This window comes from Mycobacterium kiyosense (assembly GCA_021654635.1).
Taxonomy (GTDB): domain Bacteria; phylum Actinomycetota; class Actinomycetes; order Mycobacteriales; family Mycobacteriaceae; genus Mycobacterium; species Mycobacterium kiyosense.
The window spans coordinates 5,843,637-5,864,072 of record AP025179.1; the positions used below are offsets into that span (position 1 = coordinate 5,843,637).

Sequence of the window (20,436 nt, forward strand, 5' to 3'; positions counted from 1 at the left end):
ATCTAAGCCTTGAAGCCGACGCTGAAGTCGTGGCCCCACAAGCTGATTGCCGTGCTCTCCCGGGCGATCCAGTCGTCGTCTTCGACTTGTCTTCCCTCGCAACCGAATTCGACATCGAATCCACTGGGGGTCTTCATGTAGAAGGACAGCATCAGATCGTTGACGTGGCGACCCAGCGTCGCCGACATCGGTACCTTCTTCCGCAGCGCGCGGTCCAGGCACAGCCCCACGTCGTCGGCCTCTCCCACTTCGACCATCAGGTGCACGATGCCGCTGGGGGTCTGTCCGGGCATGAAGGCAAGGCTGTGATGACGCGGGTTGCAACCCAGGAACCGCAGCCAGGCGGGTGGACCGTCGGCCGGCCGGCCTACCACCTGCGGCGGCAGTCGCATCGAGTCACGCAGCTTGAAGCCCAGGACGTCGCGGTAGAAGTGCAACGTCTCTTCGTCGTCGCGAGTGGTCAGCACCACATGCCCCAGGCCCTGCTCGGCGGTGACGAACTTGTGCCCGTACGGGCTGACCACCCGACGGTGTTCCAGCGCGGCGCCGTGAAAGACCTCCAGGCAGTTACCGGACGGATCGGAGAACCGGATCATCTCGTCGACCCGGCGGTCAGCCAGTTCGGCGGCGGTGGCTTCCTTGTAGGGCGTGCCCTCGACATCGAGCCGGTTCCGGATCTCCTGCAGCCCAGCGGCGTTCGCGCATTCCCAGCCGGCCTCGATGAGCCGGTCCTGTTCGCCCGGCACGATCACCAACCGGGCCGGGAAATCGTCCATCCGCAGATAGAGCGCGCCCTCCGTGGTGCCCTTGCCCTCGACCATGCCGAGCACCTTAAGACCGAATTCACGCCAGGCGGCCATGTCGGTGGCCTCGATGCGCAGGTAACCCAATGACCGGATGCTCATCTGGAACCTCCCAGGAAATCGATGGTCAGGTTGTTGAACTCGTCGAACTTCTCCACCTGAGCCCAGTGCCCGCACTGCCCGAACACATGCAGCTGCGCGCGGGGAATGGTCTTGAGCGCCACCAACGCACCGTCGAGTGGGTTGACACGGTCTTCCCGGCCCCAGATCAACAGCACCGGCTGGCGCAGCTTGTACACCTCTCGCCACATCATGCCGAGCTCGAAATCGGCCCCGGAGAACGACATTCCCATTGCCCGGGTGGCGGCCAGCGACTCCGGGGTGCTGGCCAGCTCGAAACGCTGGTCGATCAACTCGGGGGTGATCAGCTTCTGGTCGTAGACCATTACGCGAAGGAACGCCTCGAGGTTCTCCCGGGTGGGCTCAACGGAGAACTTGCCCAGCCGCTTGACCCCCTCGGTGGGGTCGGGCGCGAACAGGTTGACGCTCAGACCACCCGGCCCCATCAGCACCAGCTTGCCTGCCAGCTCCGGGTAGTCCAGCGCGAACCGCACCGCAGTACCGCCGCCCAGCGAATTGCCGACCAGCGGAACGCGTTTGAGGTCGAGTTGGTCGAACAGGCCCTTGAGCGCCCGGGCCGCGTAGCGGTTGAACTGCCCGTGCTCGGCGCGCTTGTCGGAGTGCCCGTAGCCCGGCTGGTCGACGGCGAGGACGTGGAAATGCTGGGCCAGCACCGCGATATTGCGGGAGAAGTTCGACCAACTCGAGGCCCCGGGCCCGCCACCGTGCAGCAGCACCACCGTCTGATGGTTGCCTGCCCCGGCCTCGTGATAGTGCAGCTTCAGCGGCCCGTCGACGTCGACTTCGGCGTAGCGCGAGGTGGATTCGAACGTGAGCTCGTCGGTACTGGTCATCAAACCATGGTGTCGCCGGGCGGCAACCCGAACTCGTTGTTGCCGAAGATCACATACGCCCGCTCGGGGTCGTTGGCCGCGTGCACCCGGCCGGCGTGGGCGTCGCGCCAGAACCGTTGCACCGGTTGGTCGATGCCCAGCGCGGTGGCGCCGGATGCCTCGAAGAGCCGGTCGATCGAGGCGATCGCGCGGCCGGTGGCACGCACCTGGTCGCGACGGGCGCGGGCGCGCAATTCGAACGGGATCTCCTTGCCGGCCGACAGCAGCGCGTACTCGTCGGCGACGTTGCCGCTCAGCTGGCGCCACGCGGCGTCGATGTCGCTGGCCGCCTCGGCGATGCGGATCTTGGCGAACGGGTCGTCCTTGGCCTTCTCGCCGGCGAACGCGGCGCGCACCCGCTTGCCCTGATGCTCGACATGCGCGGCGTAGGCGCCGTAGGCCATTCCCACGATCGGAGCCGAGATAGTGGTGGGATGCATTGTGCCCCAAGGCATCTTGTAAACCGGTGCAGTGTTGCGCTGGTACCCCCCGGCGGTGCCGTCGTTCATCGCCTTGTAGGACAGGAACCGGTGCCGGGGCACGAACACGTCCTTGACGACGACGGTGTTGCTGCCGGTGCCCTTAAGACCGACCACGTGCCAGACGTCGTCGATGCGGTAGTCGCTGATCGGGATCAGGAAGCTGCCGAAGTCCACCGGCCGGCCGTCCTTGATCACCGGCCCGCCCAGGAAGGCCCAGGTGGCGTGGTCGCAACCCGAGGACCAGTTCCAGGAACCGTTGACCAGGTAACCGCCGTCGACCACCACGCCGGCACCCATCGGGGCGTAGGAAGACGAGATGCGCGTCGAGGTGTCCTCGCCCCAGACCTCCTCCTGAGCCTGCTGGTCGAACAACGCGAGGTGCCAGTTGTGCACCCCCAGGATCGAGCTCACCCAACCGGTGGAGCCACACGCACTGGCGATCCGCCGCACCGCCTCGTAGAACAGCGCGGGGTCGCACTGCAGGCCGCCCCACTGCTCGGGCTGCAACAGGGTGAAAAAGCCCGCTTCGTCGAGTTCGGCCACCGACTCCTCGGGCAGCCGGCGTAGGTCTTCCGTCGCCTGCGCACGTTCGCGAATCCGCGGGAGCAGATCGTCGACGGCAGCTAACACCTGCTGCGCATCACGCTGTTGAATGGTGGTCACTTACGTTTGCCTCCTGTGGGAGTGCGGGCTGAGTCGCACCTAGACCAAGACTAGACAAAGACTAGAACACGTTCCGATTTGTGTCGAGCAGGGTATTCCTGCGGCTGGTAGAGATATGAATCGGGTTTTCTATAACATGTTCTAGTTGAACCGGAAGAGAGGGCGCGCCTTGACCGAGGCGGATCTGGACCAACTACCCGACGAACCGCTCGGCGACCACGTCCTTACGCTGCGGATCGCCGAGGTCGTCGCGGAAACCGACGATGCGCGGTCGCTGGTGTTCGCGGTCCCCGACGGACCAGACGACCCGCAGATCCCGCCCGCCCGGCTGCGCTACTCCCCGGCCAGTTCCTGACCCTGCGGGTGCCCAGCGAACGCACCGGATCGGTGGCGCGCTGCTACTCGCTGTGCAGCTCACCGTTCACCGACGAGGCGTTGACGGTGACGGTCAAACGCACCGCCGACGGCTACGCCTCCAACTGGCTGTGCGACCACGCGCACCCGGGCATGCACATCCACGTGCTCGCCCCGTCGGGCACCTTCGTGCCCAAAACCCTCGACGACGATTTCCTGCTGCTGGCCGCCGGCAGCGGCATCACCCCGATCATGTCGATCTGCAAGTCGGCGCTGTCCGAAGGCAGCGGCCAGGTGACGGTCATCTACGCCAACCGCGACGAGAACTCGGTGATCTTCTGCGATGCGCTGCGGGAGCTGTCCGGAAAGTACCCCGACCGGCTCACCGTGCTGCACTGGCTGGAATCGCTGCAGGGACTGCCCAGCGCGGCCGCGCTGGCCAAACTGGCCGCCCCGTTCACCGACCGGCCGGTCTTCATCTGCGGACCCGGCCCCTTCATGGAAGCGGCGCGGGTTGCGCTGGAAACACTGAAAGTCCCTGCGGCGCAAGTGCATATCGAGGTGTTCAAGTCGCTGGAATCGGACCCGTTCGCGGCGGTCAAAATCGACGACGCCGCCGACGAGGACGACGCGGGTCCGGCTACCGCGGTCGTCGAGCTGGACGGGGAAACCTACACGGTGTCGTGGCCGCGCAGCGCCAAGCTGCTCGACGTGCTGCTGGCCAAGGGTCTGGACGCGCCGTTCTCCTGCCGCGAAGGCCACTGCGGCGCGTGCGCCGTCACCCTGCGCGGGGGCAAGGTGAGCATGGAGGTCAACGACGTGCTGGAGCAGCAGGACCTGGACGAGGGCCTGATCCTGGCCTGCCAAGCGCACCCGGAGACCGATTCGGTGGAAGTCACTTACGACGACTGATCACAGCGGTTAAGTTCAGCTGGTACCCGGCGGAAGGGGAGCAGGATGAAGCGGCTGATACCGGGTGTTGCGCTGGCCGGGCTCCTGACGGCGCTGCTGCCCACTCCGATCGCCGGCGCCGGCGCCAACACCGCAACCACGCTGTTCCCGGTGGACGACGTCACCCAGATCGAGACGCACTCCTTCGTCGACTGCCACGGCGGTGGCAACTGCGACTTCGTCGCGGGCGCCAACCTGCGCACCCCGGACGGGCCGGCCGGCTTCCCGTCCGGCCTGTGGGCGCGCCAGACCACCGAAATCCGGTCGAACAATCGCCTGGCGTACTTGGACGTGCACGCCACCAGCCAATTCGAGCGGGTCTTCAAAGAAGGCGGGATCGACACGGTCACCACCGTGTATTTCGGCGACGGACCACCGGAGAAGTACCAGACGACCGGGGTCATCAACTCGACGAGTTGGTCGACGGGCCAGCCGCTGTCGGCGAACACGGTGGTATACGTGTGCACACACATGCAGGTGGTCTATCCGGGAGTCAACCTCACCTCGCCCAGCACCTGCGCACAGACGCCGATCACCTGAAAGCTCGACCGAGCCAGCGGCTACGGTGACTCAGAAGGCGACTTTTCCTCCCAGGCCTGAAGTGCCTGATGGAGCTCGGCGCGGGATCGGATGCCGAGTTTGCGATAGATGTGGCTCAGGTTGACCTCCACGGTTTTCGGGCTCACGAACATGGCGGCGGCAATGTCGCGGTTGGTCATGCCCAGGACGGCCATGCCGGCGACGCGTTCCTCGGTGGCGCTCAAACCTGGGTTGCGGTCCCGGACCGGCACGCCGCGTGCCAGTTCGTAGTCGGCGCGCTCGACCCACACCGCAGTCCCGAGTTGCTCGAATGTCCTCCGCGCCTCGCGCAGCGCCACACCAGCCGCGTCGCGGCGGCGCTGACGGCGCTGCAACTGGCCGGACAACAGCAGGGTGCGAGCTCGTTCGAACGGCATCGGAAGGCGCTGGTGCTCGGATAAAGCCTGCTCGACACTAGCGATGGCGCCTGCGACGTCACCGCGCGCGGCCTGCAGCATGGCACGACAGCGCAGACCCACCGCCAGCGTCCATGCGCGGTCGAGTCGGCGGCCATTGCGTTCCAACTTGTCCACCATCGGCTCGGCCTCGTCCAATCGACCAAGACCTATCAGGGCCTCGACGGCCTCGGGGACAAACGACGACGAGATGATCTCGCAGGTGTCCGGAAAGAGTTCCAGCATGGGAAACAGCGGTTCGAGCGCATCCAGGGCGGCGTGGTAGTTACCCGCCGACACCTCGACGAATCCGGCCAACGTCGCCGACCACTCGCCCAAACGTGTTGAGCCGCAACGTCTGGCAGCTGCTATCGCCTGGCTCAGATCGCTTCGCGCGTCGTCCAGGTGGCCGACATAGGCGGCGACCGCCGCCCGAAGGGTGAGTGCGATGAACAGGGGGGAAGTCTCCGCCCAGCTGGAGTGCCCGTTCCATGGTGACGTCGGCGACGGCCGCCGCGCCGGTGAGGTCGCCGCGCCAGATATCGATCATCACCAGGTGAAAGCCGATGAACACCAGCTCGGCTTCTTCACCGAGGGCAAGACACTCCTGTTCCACCTGCGCCAACTCCGCACGCGCACGGCCCAATTCGCCCGTCCAGGCCCGCAGCAGGTTCATTTGTACGCGAGGCCGCTGAGCCAACGGGACGAGCGAACGCGGCACCTCGATTTGCACCGCGCGGTGGAGGGTCGGCTCGTCAAACCCCCTTGCCGCCCATGAAGTCCAGCACCGCGCGCATGCCCAGAGCGGGAGCGAGCAGAGCAGCGGCCCCCAACTGCTCGGCATCGGCCACCGCCTGCCGGACGCGGTCGCAGGCGTCCTCGTGCCGGCCGGCGTTGACGAGGGCGAACGTCAAGCTGATCAGGATGAGCACCCGCAACCCGGTGTCGGCGTCACTCTCGTTCAGTGCCTCTTCGAGTAGTTGCGCTGCCTCGTGGAAGCTGTCGTCGGAGAGGACGACCAGCCCCAGTTGATGCAATGCCTCGGCGCGGATCGGGCCGGACGGGACCGCCCCGACAGCCACGTCGAGCATCCGTCTAGCTCGGCCGGTGTCGCCTGCAATGAAATAATCTGTCGCACAGCGAATTTTGCGTCGCGGATCGTTGTCACCGGCTAGACCGACGGCTAGTTCGAGAAGTTCGGCGGCAGCGGCCGGCGCTCCTCTGTCACGGGCGATCGCGGCGGCCGCGTCCAGCGCGGCGATGGTCTCCGGCTTCCCGGATGTATCGGCAAGCGCGAGGTGTCGGGCGTGCAATTCGGGCTGATCGATGAGTTCGGCTAGCCGCCGGTGCATTTCGCGGCGACGACCGGGCTCCGTTGTGCTGTAGACGCCATGCGAAAGAAGGGGATGGGTGAAGCGGAGTCGGCTCCCCTCGATGGTCACCACCGCCTGGTTCTCGGCTGCACTGAGCGATTTCACCACCCGCTCCGGCGTCGAGTTGGTGGCCTGCGCCACCATCGTCACCGTCGGATCAGGCAGGCTCGCGATGGCGAGCAGAACATCTTCGGCGCCGACCCGACTGATCCTCGCACGGACCAGGCCACTGAGGCTGTCCGGCAAGCTCCATTCGACGGCTCGGTCGCCGGTGTCGAGCTCTCGGGCCAACTCGAGTGCGTAAAACGGGTTGCCGCCGGTCATTTCGTGAATGCGCAGCAGGGTGGGACGCGCCGCTGACTGCCCCAACCGGATCAACAGCAACTGATGTAACTCGCCCACGGTGAATGGCCGCATCCGGACCCGACGTACTGCGTCGGAACTCGGCAACTGCAACCGCGCACCGGCCTCCTCCGTGCGCGTCGTGCACAACAGACCAGCACCGGACGGCAGCCGGCGCGCGGTATACGCCACCACATTGGCGCTGGAGGCGTCTGCCCACTGCAGATCGTCGATGGCGATGACGATGGGACGAAGCGCCGAGAGCCGAACAACAACCGCCAGGAACGCCGCCGCCACGGCCCTGGGATCAATCCCGGAAGCCGCGACCGGGCGCCGCAGCAGCGCACCATCCAGGGCCTGCTGCTGCGGAGCGGGCAGGTCCGCCCACACGGTGTCGTCCACGGCACCGAGCAGATCGGCCAGCACCGTATATGCCAGCACCGACTCGGCCGCGGCGGCGCGGCAACTCAACACGCGATATCCGCGCTCGCCGGCCCGACGGACCGCGTCCCCCCACACCGTCGTTTTGCCGATCCCCGCCTCGCCCTCGATGACCAGGGCACCCGGCCTGACTGGCACAGAGTCGAGGAAATCGCCGACGGCCAGCTCTTCGGCCTGCCGACCGACAATTCGCTCCGTCACATCAAACTCACACAATCCAAATATTCTGCCCCCTCGCCTTCACCGGCAACGTAGCGACAGCGGCCTGTCTTCATGCCCGACACGCATGCCGTTGACTCCTTACAATCTTGGAGTCCGACCGGCCGGTGTTACCTAGAATATTCTCGCAGAACTGCGCTGACCCGGTCGATGTACTGACTCGAGGACGTGCCGGGGCGGCTTGGCGGCGCCGTCGAGCCGGGCGTCAGCAATTCTCGGGCCGCACCCAACCGACGCCGCCGCTGATCCGTTCCGCGGGTGCGCCGACGTCGCCGCAGATCAGCGCGACGACCTCGGCTGATTCGGCGGCGAAGACCCCGAACGTGTAATTGTCGCCCGGCACCGTCATCGCCGTCAGGAGCCGGACCACCGTCCCACGAGTAGCCATGAATTCAGCCCGGCCGTTGAGCAGATCGACGATCTCCCCTATCGGGCGGGCGCACGTTCGCGGCCCGTACCACTCGACGAGGAACTGTTGTGGTTGCGCCATGGTGTTCGCCACCGTTCCAGAGGATATGGACGCCGTCGATCCGGGTTGTGCGCACGTCACACCCATTTCCGTTGCCGCAGTGCAGGATTGCCTGCGGGCTGAGTTACCGTCGCCGTCAGTACAGCGGTATCCACGTACCGAAAAACCAGTAACCAAAGCCCCCGTAGTCCGCGTTGAAGACGGGTAGGACGGTGAAGTCGTTGTAAGTGAACGGCGCGTAATAGTTCTGTCCGTAGGACGCGTCTACCGGCGTCCCTTGCCAGGGTTGGTTCCAGCCGCCGGCGGGCGCCGGCCCGTTCCAGCCACCGGCGGGCGGCGGGCCTTCCCAGTTCGGGGGCGGGGACCCGGGGCGGGACCATTGCTCCACCCGTAACCGCTGGGCGGCGGCGGGGGCGGCGCTCCTGCCCTGGCACGCAGAAGCCACTCGGCACGTTGGCGGGACCACCTATTTCACCGGTGGGACGCAAGATGGGCGGGCGCGGCGGGTAGTACGGCGGGTGGGGAGGTTGGGTCCACGGCGCGTTGAGGACGGGGCGAGTAGCCGTCGGCGGGTATGAGGTGCGCTGGCCCGGTTGACTGGTGGTTCCGGTCCAGGGTGCCCCGGTGGTTGGCGACGTACCGCTCCATTGCGCCCCGGTGGTGGGTGGCGTCGAGCCCCCGTATCCGGGACCGGTGTTGGGGGCCGCGGTGCAGTTCTTGTACCAGCTGGGACATTCCGTCGGCAGCGATGACGTGGTGCCGATCGTCGGCGTCTGCTTCCAGGAGCTCGGTGGCGTGGTACCGGCGCCCCCGGTCCCGGGCGTGCTGGGGGCCGCGGAGCAATTCCTGTCCCAGCTGGGACATTCCGTCGGCATCGGGGACGATGTGCTATTCGCGGGCGGCTTCTGCCAGGTACTGGACGTCGGCGGTGGTGTGCTGCGCGTCGGGGTCGACTGCCAGGTGGTCTGCGGTGGCGGCGTGCTGTGCGTCGGGGTCGGCGTCGTCTGCGGCGGCGTGCTGTGCGTCGGAGTCGGGGTCGGGGTCGGCTGCCAGGTGGTCGGGGGCGGCGTGCTGTGGGTCGGCGGCGGCGTGGTGCGCGGCGCGGGGCTGCCGGCGGCAGCGTGGCGGTGCCCCCGTAACCGGGATTGGGATTAGCGGGATTGGGGTTACCGGAGCAGCCCCGCTCCCAACTGGGACATGGCGACGGGTCCAGCGGGGCCGAATTCGCCGGTCGCTCGTTGACCGCCAGCACCGATATGCCCAGGCCCGTCGCCACCGCCGCTGCTGCGGCTAAACGCTTGACAGACATTGCATTCGTCCCCTCTCGGGCGTTCTAACGATTGCTGGGCCAGGGCTACGGACAGGTCACGTCCATCTCGAACTGTTTGGTCACGGGCTTGGGCCGGTGCGGATCGCTCACATCGGCCCCGCTCGCCGTGCCCTTAATCTGGATCGCGTTGTCGGCGACCGCTGCTCCGGCGTTGCCGCCCTGACCCTTTGCGGCGTCGGAAAAACCGAGCGTAATGCCGTCGACGTTGCCCAGTCCGACCGCGTGAACGATGGGCGGATTGTCCTTACTGACCACTGCCCCAATGCCTTTGGACGGGTCACCGATGCCGATGTTGATCGTGTCGCCGGTCGTCTTGCAGGTGACCGGACCGCTGACGTTCAGGTTTTTACCGTCCACGATCACCTGTGGCCCAGCCGCGGCCGGTGCCGAGTTCGACGCTGACGAGTTCGAATTATGGCTGGAACATCCAGCAACACAGGCGATTACCGTGACCAGGCCGATGAGACCGACGACGATCTGACGCTTCACCGCTGCTCTCCCTTACCTCGGCGGGTTTGCACTGTCCGAGACTCTCACTTCGCAGCCCCGATGCAATTACTGTGCGGGGCCGGGGATTTGGTAGGCGCACCTACCGGCCTTGTGTTCGGTGAGCGCGACGGGTTGGCCGTCCACCTCGATCGCGCAGTCGTGCGGTCCACCGGATTTGTCGGTGTAGTTCAGCGCCAGGTACGGGCTTCCGGTGACCTTCACGGTCTGCGACCAGGGGACCGGGACCCAGGTCGTGGTGCTCGCCGGATAAACCGCGGTCCCGGGGTCGGGTATGACCGAGTACACATCGCCGCCGCCGAGGATCCGGTAGACGACGGTGTGCCGTGCCGGATCGGCATTGGCTGCGGGCGGGATGCCCAGCGGGACAACAACAATCGCTGCGGCCGCAGCAGCGAGCAATCCGGCGGAGGCGCTCGGCCCCCGCCCCCGGGCCGCACGACCCCGTGGCCGAGAGCCGACGTGGCTGCGTTGGCAAGCTGAATCCCTCGACATGGTCTCCCTTTCCACGCGACTGCGCGACACGCAGTCATGCCGCCCGATCTCGTGTGTTCGGCGATGTTGGCAACTACGCCTCCGCGATGGCTCAACCTAAAGCCGCTGGCGCACCCGTCTCAATTAGGGATTTCCCTATGTTTTCAGTCCCGACGGTTTCGCCGGCTCGCGGTCGACCGGCCACACCGGCGGTTGCCCGTCGCGCACCCGAGCAGCCGGCTGGGGACCGGCGTTGGATGAACCCGCTAGCGGGGCAGGCCGAGCAGCCGCTCGGCAGCGACGGTGAGCAGGATCTGCTCGGTGCCCCCGGCGATGGTCAGGCAGCGGGTGTTGAGGAAGTCGAACACCGCCCGGTCGTTTCGCGCCCGGTTGTCGACGAGTCCGCCGCCGTCGGAGACGTCCATGGTGAACTCGGCCAGTTCCTGCCGATACCGCACCCCGATCAGCTTGCGCACGCTGGACTGGGCGCCGGGGTCCTGGCCGCCCACGGCCAGCTGGGCGATGCGCTGATCCAGCAGCGCGCCGGTCTGTGCCAGCAGGATCAGCTGGGCGAGCCGTTCCTGTTGGGAGACGTCAAGATCGAGCGCGGCGAGCAGTTTGAGCAGCTCCTCCATCGGATTTCCCAGCGCGGTGCCGTTGGCCATCGCGATCCGCTCGTTGGCCAGCGTGGTGCGGGCCAGCCGCCAGCCGTCGTTGACGTTGCCGACCACCATCTCGTCGGGAACGAAGACGTTGTCCAGAAAGACCTCGTTGAACAGTGAGTCGCCGGTGATCTCGCGCAGCGGTCGGATCTCGATGCCCGGTGCCTTCATGTCGACCAGGAAGTAGGTGATGCCTTTGTGCTTCGGGACGTCCGGGTCCGTGCGGGCCAGGCACACCCCCCAGGCGGCCTTGTGCGCCGCCGACGTCCACACCTTCTGGCCGGTGAGCAGCCAGCCCCCGTCCCCCCGGACCGCCTTGGTGCGCAGCGACGCCAGGTCCGACCCGGCGCCCGGTTCGGAGAACAACTGGCACCACAGGAAGTCGCCGCGCAGGGTGGCCGGCACGAACCGCTCGATCTGCTCGGGCGTGCCGTGCTCGAGGATGGTCGGCGCCGCCCACCAACCGATCACCAGATCGGGTCGCTCGACGCCGGCGGCGGCCAGCTCCTGGTCGATCAGCAGCTGTTCGGCCGGACCCGCGCCGCGCCCGTAGGGCGGCGGCCAGTGCGGTGCCTGCAGGCCCTTTTCGGCCAGCGCCGCCTGCCGCTGGTCGGCGGGCAGCGCGGCCACCTCGGCGACGGCCGCGGCGATCTCGTCGCGACGACCCTCGACCTCGGTGAGGTCGATCGACAGTTGCCGACGGACGCCGTCCTGGGTGAGCGCGGCGACCCGGCGCAGCCAGCGTTGCGGACCGCCCAGGAATCGGCCGATGCTGTGGGCACGACGTAAATACAGATGCGCGTCGTGTTCCCAGGTGCAGCCGATGCCGCCAAGCACCTGGATGCAGTCTTTGACGTTGGCCTTCGCGGCGGCGATGCCAAGGCTGGCGGCCAGCGCAGCCGCGATGGCGAACTGCTCGCCATCGGATTCGCCGGCGGCGCGAGCCGCGTCGGCGGCCGCCACCTCGGCCTGCTCGGCGCGGCACAGCATCTCCGCGCAGATGTGCTTGATGGCCTGGAAACTGCCGATCGGCCTGCCGAACTGCTCGCGCACCTTGGCGTAAGCGACCGCGGTTTCCAGCGCATAGCGGGTGACGCCGGCCGCCTCGGCGGCCAGCAGGGTGGCCGCGAGGTCCGTCACGTCGGTGGCCTGCAACGCGACCGCGGGCGCCGACGTCAGCGTCACCCGGCCCAGCGGCCGCGAGAAGTCGGTGGCCGGCAACGGCTCCACGACGACGCCCTCGCCGTCCAGGTCGACCAGCAGCCACACCCCACCCGAAGACACCAGTAACACACCGCCGGCCGCGGCGCCCAACGCCCAGGGAACGGCACCGGAGGCGGCCTGACCGTCGAACTGCACGTCACCTTCCAGCGCCAGCCCGGCGAAGCGCTCACCCGTCGCCAGCGCGCCCAGCAGGTCCGCGTCGGTGACAACAAGAGTGGCCAGCGCCGTCGTTGCGACCGGCCCGGGCACCAGCGCCTTGGCGGCCTCCTCGACCATCGCGCAGAGGTCCTCGACGCTGCCCCCGGCACCACCGGCGTCCTCGGACACCGCGACACCGAACAGCCCCAGCTCGGCCAGCCCGGCGAACACCGGCCGCCAGGCGTCGACGTCGCCCTGTTCGACTTCCCGGATCGCGGCGATCCCGGCCGCACTGCGCGCCCAATCGCGCACCAGTTCGCGCGCCGCGAACTGTTCATCGGTGACGGTCGCTACCACCAGCAGTCCTCCGAGTCGTCAAATTCACACACCAAGATATCTTTTCTCCACACTAGAACGTGTTCTAATAGTGCATACAATCGACCGTCAAGTAGGCGGTTATCGAGCCAGTACACGTCGTTGTCCCGGCTGCGGGGAGGTGGGAGATTCACGCCGAGAATGCGTATCGTTTTCAACCATGTCGCCACCGAACGCCAGCCAGGGCCGCGCTCCTGACAATCAGCCTCGCGAGGTTGTGAACGTGGCGGTGCTGGCTGAGTCCGAGCTCGGTTCCGAGGCGCAACGCGAACGCCGCAAGCGCATCCTGGACGCCACCATGGCCATCGCCTCCAAGGGCGGCTACGAGGCCGTGCAGATGCGCGCCGTCGCCGACCGCGCCGATGTCGCCGTCGGCACCCTGTACCGGTACTTCCCGTCGAAGGTGCACCTGCTGGTGTCGGCGCTGGGCCGCGAGTTCAGCCGCATCGACGCCAAGACCGACCGGTCCGCGGTGGCCGGCGGCACCCCTTTCCAGCGGCTGAACTTCATGGTCGGCAAGCTCAACCGGGCGATGCAGCGCAACCCCCTGCTCACCGAGGCGATGACGCGGGCCTACGTGTTCGCCGACGCCTCGGCGGCCAGCGAGGTCGACCAGGTGGAGAAGCTGATCGACTCGATGTTCGCCCGCGCGATGGCCGACGGCGAACCGACCGAGGATCAGTACCACATCGCGCGGGTGATCTCCGATGTGTGGCTGTCCAATCTGCTGGCCTGGCTCACCCGCCGCGCCTCTGCCACCGACGTGAGCAAACGCCTCGATCTGGCGGTGCGGCTGCTGATCGGCAACCACGAGAACTGCTAGTCGCGATCGCAAGCGCGGCCGCAGGCGCGGCCGCAGCGGGTCGCGACCATCGGGCTAGTCGCGATCGCAAGCGCGGCCGCAGCGGGTCGCGCGATGATCGGGCTAGGCCGGCGGCCCGCAGGTACGACCGCGGACCAGCTCGGTCTGCAGCAGTTCGACCACCGGCAGACCGTTGCGTGGCGGATTTAGCACCAACTCCCCCGCCCGGCGACCCTTCTGCAGGCTGGGTTGCGCGACCGTGGTCAACCCGCGTCCGAGCGCTTCCTGCACGCCGTCGAAACCGGTGACGGTCAGCTGCCCCGGCACGTAAATGCCATGTGCGCGAAGGTAATCCATCGCCGACAAGGCCAGGATGTCCGCGGTGCACAGCAGCGCGGTGATCCTCGGATTGGCCTCCAGCGCCACCTTGGCCGCATCCCCGCCCGAAGTCGGCAGATGCTCGTCACTTTCCACCACGGTCAACGAATCCGGGTCCAGGCCGGCGGCCGACATCGCCTCCCAGACACCGATGATGCGCTCACGCTGCACGTCGAACGTCGGGGACCTGAGCCGTTCGGGATCAACCAACCCCTGACGCCGGACCCGACCCAGCCGCATGGTCAGCAGCCCGATCTCGCGGTGGCCGAGCCCTAATACGTATTCGGCCAGCTCCCGCATCGCGGCCCGGTCGTCGATGCCCACCCGGGACACTCCGGCCAGACCAATCGGCTGATCGACGACCACCACCGGCAGCCGCCGCTGCAACACCACCTGCAGATAAGGATCGTCGTCACGGACCGAATACACCACGAAGCCGTCCACCCCGGCGCCCAGGATGGCGGTGGTGCCGTCTTCGATGCTGCGACCGGGGCCGACGGCTACCAGCAGCAGGCCCTGCCCCAGCTCCTCGCACGACTGTGCCACCCCCGCAACGAAATCCCGCGCCGCCGGATCGCTGAACGAGTAAGTCAGCGCCTCGGTCATCACCAGTCCGACGGCGCCGGCCTTGCGGGTGCGCAACGACCGTGCCACCGGGTCCGGTCCCGCGTAACCGAGCCGTTTGGCGGTGTCCAGCACCCGCTGACGAAGTTCGGGCGAAAGCTGATCGGGCCGATTGAAGGCGTTCGAGATCGTGGTGCGCGATACCTTGAGCTCGGCCGCCAACGACGCCAGAGTCGCCCGCCTGCGCGGTGTGGGACTCACGTTTCGTGAGGCTACCGGGCGTTCAGCGGGCGTTCGCGCAGGACGACGCGGTCGACTTTCTAATGGAAACGATTTTCATTATGATGGTGTGTCGGCCTACCGGCCCCGAGAGGACACCGAGTGCGAATGAGCTGGCGCAGACTGCTGCGCGTCGGCGTTCCCGCGCTCGGCTCCTGCCTGCTGGCCGCGACCGCTCTGAGCGGCTGCGCCAGCAATGGTCCTTCCCACCCGGGCGCCGTCGCGGTGGTGGCCTCCACCGAGGTGTGGGGCAGCGTGGCGCGCGCCGTGGCCGGCAACCACATCCCCGTCAAGTCGATCCTCTCCGGCGCGGGCGCCGATCCGCACTCCTACCAGGCCACTCCTGCCGATGCGGCGGCATTGGCCGATGCCGACCTGGTGGTCTACAACGGCGGCGGCTACGACCCCTGGGTCGACCGAGTGCTGGCCGGCCACCCCGACATCCCGGCGGTGGACGCCTACACCTACCTGGGACCGCACGCCGGGTCACCCGACGAACACGTCTTCTACAACCTCGGCGTCGCCAAAGCGGTGGCCACCGAGATCGCCGAACGGCTGGCGGTCATCGACCCGGGCCACTCCGCGGACTATCGCGCCAACGCGGCCACCTTCGGACACGGCGCCGACGCGATCGTCAGCGCCGAACGCGCGATCGCCACCGACTACCCCGCCGCCGGGGTGATCGCCACCGAACCCGTCGTGCATTACCTGCTGGACGCGTCGGGACTGATCGACCGCACCCCGGTGGCCTTCGCCGCTGCCAGCGAGAACGACAACGACCCCGCCCCCGCCGACCTGGCCTCGGTGCTCGATCTGATCAACCACCGGCAGGTCGCGGCGCTGCTGGTCAACCCGCAGACCGCCACCGCCACCACGGCAGATCTGCAAGCCGCCGCCCGCCGGTCGGGGGTACCGGTGACCGAGGTGTCCGAGACCCTGCCGAGCGGTTCGGACTACCTGAGCTGGCAACGCGACACCGTCAACCGGCTGGCCGCGGCGCTGCGGTCCGGCCGCTGATCACCCCGCCATGAGCACTGTCGCGTTGACCGGCGCCCGGCTGGCCTTCGGGAACCGCGTGCTGTGGGACCACCTCGACCTGTCGGTGTCACCGGGCGAGTTCATCGCCGTGCTGGGCCCCAACGGCACCGGCAAGACCTCGCTGCTCAAGGTGCTGCTCGGCCAGCTGCGGCTCAGCGCCGGCTCGGTGCGGGTAGCCGGCCCGATAGGCTATGTGCCGCAACATCATCCGATCGACCCGGACGTGATGTTGCGCGGGCGCGACCTGGTCACGCTGGGCGTGGACGGGCATCGCTGGGGAGCGATGCCGCTGCGCCGGGCGGGTCGGTCCCGCCGCCGCGAGGCGGTGCATCGGGCACTGCAACAGGTCAACGGCGAGGCGCTGGCCGACGTGCGGGTGGGACTGATGTCCGGCGGCGAACTGCAGCGGATGCGCATCGCCCAGGCCTTGGTCAGCGACCCGGCTCTACTGCTGTGCGACGAGCCGCTGCTGACCCTGGACCCGGCCCACGCCCGGACGGTCGCCGGCCTGATCGACCGCCGCCGGCGCGAGGCCGGAACCGCGGTCATCGTGGTCACCCACGAGGTCAACCCACTGCTGCCCTACGTCGACCGGGTGCTCTACCTCGTGGACGGGCGGTTCCGGGTCGGCACCGTCGAAGAGGTGATGACCAGCGAGACACTCTCGACGCTGTACCGGTCCGACATTCAGGTGGTCCGGGTGCAGGACAACTACATCCTGGTCGGCGGGCCGCCCGAGCAGGGCCGATGAACGACCGGCTCACCGACCTGTTCGGTCACCTTTTCGCGTTCGACCTCACCGCCCATCTGCTGCGACACGACTTCGTCCAACAGGCGCTGGTGGCGGCCGCGCTGCTGGGTTTGGTCTCCGGGCTGATCGGGCCGTTCATCGTGATGCGGCAGATGTCTTTCGCCGTGCACGGTTCGGCCGAATTGTCGCTGACGGGAGCGGCATTCGCGTTGCTGACCGGTTTCGAGGTGGGGCTGGGGGCGCTGATCGGCAGCGCACTGGCCGCGGCGCTGTTCGGCATCCTCGGCCGCCGGGACCGGGAACGCGATTCGGTGATCGGGGTGGTGCTGGCGTTCGGGCTGGGTCTGGCGGTGCTGTTCATCCACCTCTACCCCGGCCGCAGCGGAACCAGTTTCGCGCTGCTGACCGGCCAGATCGTCGGGGTGGGGTATTCCGGCCTGACCATGCTCGCGGTGGTGTGCGCGCTGGTGATCGTAGTGCTGGTGATCTGTTATCGGCCACTGCTGTTCGCCACCGTCGATCCCGACGTCGCGGCCGCCCGCGGGGTGCCGACCCGCGCGCTGGGCATCGTGTTCGCCGCACTCGTCGGTGTGGTCGCCGCCCAGGCGGTGCAGATCGTCGGGGCGTTGCTGGTGATGTCGCTGCTGATCACCCCGGCCGCCGCGGCCACCCGGGTGGTGTCCGCGCCGGTCGCGGCAATCGCCGTCTCGACGGCCTTCGCCGAGGTGGCCGCGGTGGGCGGAATCGTGCTGTCGCTGGCGCCGGGCGTGCCGGTATCGGTGTTTGTGGCCACCATCTCGTTCGTGATCTACCTGGTTTGCTGGTTGCTCGGGCGACATCGTCGGAGCCAGCGCATAAGCTGTTGAGCACCCAGTGAGCGAGGTTAGGGGAAGGGGGAAGGTGCGTCAGCAGATTGCCGCAGTAGCCGCACTGACCGGTGCGTGTGTGCTCTTAGCCGCCTGCACGAACATCGTCGAGGGTAAGGCCGCACCCGGCCCGAAAGCCGGGCTGGCGAATCAAGCCGAAATCCCGGTCGGTTCGCTGGACAACGTCTTGCTGGACACCAGCCAGATCAACACCGTGCTGGGCGCCACCTCGATGAAGGTCTGGTTCAGCGCCAAGGTCATGTGGGACTGGAGCAAGAACGTGACCGACATCGGCTGCCTGGCGATCGACGGGGCGGCCCAGGAAAAGGTGTACTCCGGCACCGGTTGGACGTCGATCCGCGGACAACGCCTCGACGACAGCCCCGACAACAGCACCAATCGCTCGAATCTCGCGATCCAGGCCGTCGTCGCGTTCCCGAAGGCGACCGACGCCAACAACTTCTACAACAACTCGGTCCAGAGCTGGAAATCCTGCTCGAACCGTCAGTACAGCGACGTCAACAACTCCGGACACGAAACGGTCTGGTCGGTGAGCGGAGCGAACAACGACAACGGCATGCTGAGTTCGGCCCAGGTAGAACAGGCCGGCGGCGGCTGGGGCTGCCAGCGTGCCTTGACCGTCCGCAGTAACGTCGCGATCGACATCATGACGTGCAAGAACAACGCCAACGGAAACCCCGCGGTCGACATCGCCAACCAGATTGCCGGCAGGATCGCCAAGCTGCAGTGACCCGCATCGATCTCAACGCGGACCTGGGCGAAGGATTCGGCGCCTGGCAACTCGGGGACGACGAAGCCATGCTCGAGATTGTCACCAGTGCCAATTTGGCTTGCGGCTTCCACGCCGGCGACCCGGCCGGACTGCTCCGCGTATGCCGGTCGGCAGCGCAGCGCGGGGTACGCATCGGCGCGCAGGTCGGCTACCGCGATCTGGCCGGATTCGGTCGACGCTTCATCGACGTCGCCCCCGAGGACCTGCTCGCCGACGTGGTGTATCAGATCGGCGCGTTGCAGGCGCTGGCGCACGGTGCCGGCTCGGCGGTTCGTTACGTCAAACCGCATGGGGCGCTTTATAACTCGATTCTCACCCATCGGGAGCAGGCCGCCGCCGTCGCCGAGGCGGTGCATCTGGCGGATCCGTCCTTGCCGGTCCTCGGAATGCCGGGATCGGCGTTCTTCGAAGAAGCCGACCGGCTCGGCTTGCGCACCGTTGCCGAAGCCTTCGCCGACCGCGCCTACACCCCGGAGGGGCATTTGGTCTCCCGCCGCGAGCCCGGCGCCGTGCTGGACGATCCGGCGGCGATCGCCCACCGGGTAACCACCCTGGTCACCTCCGGAGAGCTGACGGCCGTCGACGGCACCACCGTCAAACTGAACGTGGAATCGATTTGCGTGCATGGTGATTCACCCGGGGCCGTCCAGATCGCCGCTGCCGTACGCGACGGCCTGCAAGCCGCCGGCCTGCAGCTGGAAGCGTTCTGCTGATGCGCCTCAAACTGGGTCGTCCCGATCTTGCCGACTATGCGAACCGCTTCGATGTTCCTGTTGCAGAGCAGGATTCGCCGCTATCGGCGACTTGGCTGGGCGTGGCCACCTTGCTACTCGACGACGGCTCGTCGGCGCTGATGACCGACGGTTACTTCTCCCGCCCGGCACTGACGCGGGTGGTGGCCGGCAAGGTGGCACCGTCGGCGGCGCGGGTGGACGGCTGCCTGGCCCGGGCCAACATCTCCCGACTCGTCGCCGTCATTGCGGTGCACACCCACATCGACCATGTCATGGACTCCGCCCTGGTCGCCGAACGCACCGGCGCACAGTTGGTCGGCGGTGAGTCGGCCGCCAATGTCGGCCGCGGACACGGGCTGCCGGAGGACCGGCTCGTCGTCGCGGTCTCCGGTGAACCAATCACGCTGAGCGCCTTCGATGTTACGTTGATCGAGTCACACCACTGCCCACCGGACCGGTTTCCCGGCGTGATCGCCGCGCCGGTGGTGCCGCCGGTGCGGGCGTCGGCCTATCGTTGCGGCGAAGCATGGTCCACGCTGATCCGGCACCGTCCGTCGGGGAGAGGCGTGTTGATCCAAGGCAGTGCCGGTTACGTCCCCGGCGCACTGCAGGGCAGGCAGGCCGACGTCGTCTACCTGAGCGTGGGGCAACTGGGCGTGCAGCCCCGGTCGTATGTCGTCGAGTACTGGAACCAGACGGTGCGCGCCGTGGGCGCCCGCCGCGTCGTCCTCATCCATTGGGACGATTTCTTCCGCCCACTGTCAAAACCGTTGCGGGCCTTACCCTATGCCGGTGACGACTTGGACGTATCCATCCGGGTGCTCGACGAACTGGCCGCACGGGACGGCGTCGGGGTGCACCTGCCAACACTGTGGCAGCGTGCCGACCCCTGGGCTTAGCCGGTTTCAGCCTGCCGCCGGAGGCCTGGTCATGAATGTCAGCCGCTGCCCGTAGGCGGGAGTTCTGCGGCCGTTGCCGGCGTTGACGAACTGCCCGAACGGCGGGGCAACCGGGACATTGCTGCCGACGGCGCCTTCGGCCGCGGCCGAAATAGAGGTGGCGTTGCTGATGGCGGTCACCCCGGATCCGGCCTGCGCGGTCGCCGAAGTCCAGCTCACCGGTACCGACAACCCGCTGCTCAGCGGAACGGCCCGACCCAGGCCCGCCGCAACTCCCCCGACGCTGCTGGACAGTTTGGGTACGGCAGCGGTGGCGGCTTGCGCTGCCGCCTCGGCCGCCTGCGCCGCGCTGCCGATGTCGTTGGCGACGCTGCCGAGTTTGGCGAAGCCCGCGGTTTCGTCGCCCACGAAAAGGGTGTCCTGGAAGAAGAACGCCACCGAATTCATGTACGGCGAAATGTATTTGGTGTAGAGCGGCACGAGGTCGTCGAACGGCGTGTCGGCAACCAGCCACTGATCAATCAAGCTGCCTTCGCCA

22 protein-coding genes and 1 pseudogene are annotated in these 20,436 nt (G+C 67.5%); 11 read left to right on the plus strand and 12 right to left on the minus strand.

Features of this window, described 5'->3' with window-relative positions; translation table 11 throughout:
• Nucleotides 1-2: 2 nt before the first annotated feature.
• The 3 genes from hsaC to hsaA are packed head-to-tail and all read right to left on the minus strand — an operon-like array spanning nucleotide 3 to nucleotide 2,961.
• On the minus strand, nucleotides 3-905 hold the full coding sequence (gene hsaC / locus L6444_RS27490) for an iron-dependent extradiol dioxygenase HsaC (protein ID WP_236978463.1): 903 nt from the start codon (nucleotides 903-905) through the stop codon (nucleotides 3-5).
• Nucleotides 902-1,777, minus strand: a complete 876-nt coding sequence (gene hsaD / locus L6444_RS27495) for a 4,5:9,10-diseco-3-hydroxy-5,9,17-trioxoandrosta-1(10),2-diene-4-oate hydrolase (protein ID WP_236978464.1) — start codon at nucleotides 1,775-1,777, stop codon at nucleotides 902-904. Before hsaD ends, hsaC begins: the two co-directional genes overlap by 4 nt.
• Nucleotides 1,777-2,961, minus strand: a complete 1,185-nt coding sequence (gene hsaA, locus L6444_RS27500; protein WP_236978465.1) for a 3-hydroxy-9,10-secoandrosta-1,3,5(10)-triene-9,17-dione monooxygenase oxygenase subunit — start codon at nucleotides 2,959-2,961, stop codon at nucleotides 1,777-1,779. Before hsaA ends, hsaD begins: the two co-directional genes overlap by 1 nt.
• Before the next feature lie 169 nt (nucleotides 2,962-3,130).
• Between hsaA and L6444_RS27505 the strand changes: the two are divergent.
• A pseudogene (locus L6444_RS27505) lies at nucleotides 3,131-4,227 on the plus strand (2Fe-2S iron-sulfur cluster-binding protein).
• A 45-nt stretch (nucleotides 4,228-4,272) separates the two neighbouring features.
• Nucleotides 4,273-4,806: a hypothetical protein gene (locus tag L6444_RS27510; RefSeq protein ID WP_236978466.1), complete on the plus strand. Its 534-nt coding sequence runs from the start codon at nucleotides 4,273-4,275 to the stop codon at nucleotides 4,804-4,806.
• 20 nt (nucleotides 4,807-4,826) lie between these two features.
• Here the strand turns inward: L6444_RS27510 and L6444_RS27515 are convergent, their stop codons facing one another.
• Nucleotides 4,827-5,579: a helix-turn-helix domain-containing protein gene (locus L6444_RS27515; RefSeq protein WP_236978467.1), complete on the minus strand. Its 753-nt coding sequence runs from the start codon at nucleotides 5,577-5,579 to the stop codon at nucleotides 4,827-4,829.
• 100 nt (nucleotides 5,580-5,679) lie between these two features.
• Here L6444_RS27515 and L6444_RS27520 point away from each other — a divergent pair, with 100 nt between their 5' ends.
• Nucleotides 5,680-6,018 (plus strand): hypothetical protein, encoded by a 339-nt coding sequence (locus tag L6444_RS27520; RefSeq protein WP_236978468.1) that lies wholly within the window; start codon nucleotides 5,680-5,682, stop codon nucleotides 6,016-6,018.
• Here the strand turns inward: L6444_RS27520 and L6444_RS27525 are convergent.
• From L6444_RS27525 to L6444_RS27535, 3 genes are all read right to left on the minus strand, one after another.
• Nucleotides 5,996-7,597, minus strand: coding sequence for an ATP-binding protein (locus tag L6444_RS27525; protein WP_236978470.1), 1,602 nt, complete (start codon nucleotides 7,595-7,597; stop codon nucleotides 5,996-5,998). The two genes, L6444_RS27520 and L6444_RS27525, sit on opposite strands and share 23 nt — an antisense overlap.
• Before the next feature lie 223 nt (nucleotides 7,598-7,820).
• On the minus strand, nucleotides 7,821-8,117 hold the full coding sequence (locus L6444_RS27530; protein WP_236978471.1) for a hypothetical protein: 297 nt from the start codon (nucleotides 8,115-8,117) through the stop codon (nucleotides 7,821-7,823).
• 103 nt (nucleotides 8,118-8,220) lie between these two features.
• Nucleotides 8,221-8,529: a hypothetical protein gene (locus L6444_RS27535; protein WP_236978472.1), complete on the minus strand. Its 309-nt coding sequence runs from the start codon at nucleotides 8,527-8,529 to the stop codon at nucleotides 8,221-8,223.
• A 179-nt stretch (nucleotides 8,530-8,708) separates the two neighbouring features.
• On the opposite strand from L6444_RS27535, the gene L6444_RS27540 reads away from it, so the two are divergent.
• Nucleotides 8,709-9,239 (plus strand): hypothetical protein, encoded by a 531-nt coding sequence (locus L6444_RS27540; RefSeq protein WP_236978473.1) that lies wholly within the window; start codon nucleotides 8,709-8,711, stop codon nucleotides 9,237-9,239.
• 199 nt (nucleotides 9,240-9,438) lie between these two features.
• On the opposite strand, the gene L6444_RS27545 is transcribed toward L6444_RS27540, so the two are convergent.
• The 3 genes from L6444_RS27545 to L6444_RS27555 form a co-directional block, all read right to left on the minus strand.
• The gene (locus tag L6444_RS27545; RefSeq protein ID WP_236978475.1) at nucleotides 9,439-9,903 is read right to left on the minus strand and encodes a lipoprotein LpqH; all 465 of its coding nucleotides are present in this window, start codon (nucleotides 9,901-9,903) and stop codon (nucleotides 9,439-9,441) included.
• Nucleotides 9,904-9,969: 66 nt separating this feature from the next.
• A complete protein-coding gene (locus L6444_RS27550) occupies nucleotides 9,970-10,323 on the minus strand; it encodes a hypothetical protein (RefSeq protein ID WP_236978478.1) in 354 nt (117 codons plus the stop codon).
• A 338-nt stretch (nucleotides 10,324-10,661) separates the two neighbouring features.
• On the minus strand, nucleotides 10,662-12,776 hold the full coding sequence (locus L6444_RS27555; protein ID WP_236978480.1) for an acyl-CoA dehydrogenase: 2,115 nt from the start codon (nucleotides 12,774-12,776) through the stop codon (nucleotides 10,662-10,664).
• Between the two features lie 241 nt (nucleotides 12,777-13,017).
• On the opposite strand from L6444_RS27555, the gene kstR reads away from it, so the two are divergent.
• A complete protein-coding gene (gene kstR, locus L6444_RS27560) occupies nucleotides 13,018-13,617 on the plus strand; it encodes a cholesterol catabolism transcriptional regulator KstR (protein ID WP_236978482.1) in 600 nt (199 codons plus the stop codon).
• 102 nt (nucleotides 13,618-13,719) lie between these two features.
• On the opposite strand, the gene L6444_RS27565 is transcribed toward kstR, so the two are convergent.
• A complete protein-coding gene (locus tag L6444_RS27565) occupies nucleotides 13,720-14,799 on the minus strand; it encodes a LacI family DNA-binding transcriptional regulator (protein ID WP_236978484.1) in 1,080 nt (359 codons plus the stop codon).
• 126 nt (nucleotides 14,800-14,925) lie between these two features.
• On the opposite strand from L6444_RS27565, the gene L6444_RS27570 reads away from it, so the two are divergent.
• The 6 genes from L6444_RS27570 to L6444_RS27595 are packed head-to-tail and all read left to right on the plus strand — an operon-like array spanning nucleotide 14,926 to nucleotide 19,898.
• Nucleotides 14,926-15,834 (plus strand): metal ABC transporter solute-binding protein, Zn/Mn family, encoded by a 909-nt coding sequence (locus tag L6444_RS27570; RefSeq protein WP_236978494.1) that lies wholly within the window; start codon nucleotides 14,926-14,928, stop codon nucleotides 15,832-15,834.
• 10 nt (nucleotides 15,835-15,844) lie between these two features.
• Nucleotides 15,845-16,606: a metal ABC transporter ATP-binding protein gene (locus L6444_RS27575; protein ID WP_236978495.1), complete on the plus strand. Its 762-nt coding sequence runs from the start codon at nucleotides 15,845-15,847 to the stop codon at nucleotides 16,604-16,606.
• Complete coding sequence (locus L6444_RS27580) at nucleotides 16,603-17,472, plus strand: metal ABC transporter permease (RefSeq protein ID WP_236978501.1); 870 nt, start codon at nucleotides 16,603-16,605, stop codon at nucleotides 17,470-17,472. The genes L6444_RS27575 and L6444_RS27580 overlap by 4 nt, the downstream gene beginning before the upstream one ends.
• 34 nt (nucleotides 17,473-17,506) lie before the next feature.
• The gene (locus L6444_RS27585) at nucleotides 17,507-18,223 is read left to right on the plus strand and encodes a sensor domain-containing protein (RefSeq protein WP_236978503.1); all 717 of its coding nucleotides are present in this window, start codon (nucleotides 17,507-17,509) and stop codon (nucleotides 18,221-18,223) included.
• Nucleotides 18,220-18,978 carry a LamB/YcsF family protein gene (locus L6444_RS27590; protein ID WP_236978504.1) on the plus strand — a complete coding sequence of 253 codons (759 nt, stop codon included), beginning with the start codon at nucleotides 18,220-18,222 and terminating at the stop codon, nucleotides 18,976-18,978. Before L6444_RS27585 ends, L6444_RS27590 begins: the two co-directional genes overlap by 4 nt.
• Nucleotides 18,978-19,898: an MBL fold metallo-hydrolase gene (locus L6444_RS27595; protein WP_236978507.1), complete on the plus strand. Its 921-nt coding sequence runs from the start codon at nucleotides 18,978-18,980 to the stop codon at nucleotides 19,896-19,898. Before L6444_RS27590 ends, L6444_RS27595 begins: the two co-directional genes overlap by 1 nt.
• Before the next feature lie 6 nt (nucleotides 19,899-19,904).
• Here L6444_RS27595 and L6444_RS31310 read toward each other — a convergent pair whose 3' ends face one another.
• The gene (locus L6444_RS31310) at nucleotides 19,905-20,345 is read right to left on the minus strand and encodes a PPE family protein, SVP subgroup (RefSeq protein WP_459561291.1); all 441 of its coding nucleotides are present in this window, start codon (nucleotides 20,343-20,345) and stop codon (nucleotides 19,905-19,907) included.
• Nucleotides 20,346-20,436 lie beyond the last annotated feature (91 nt).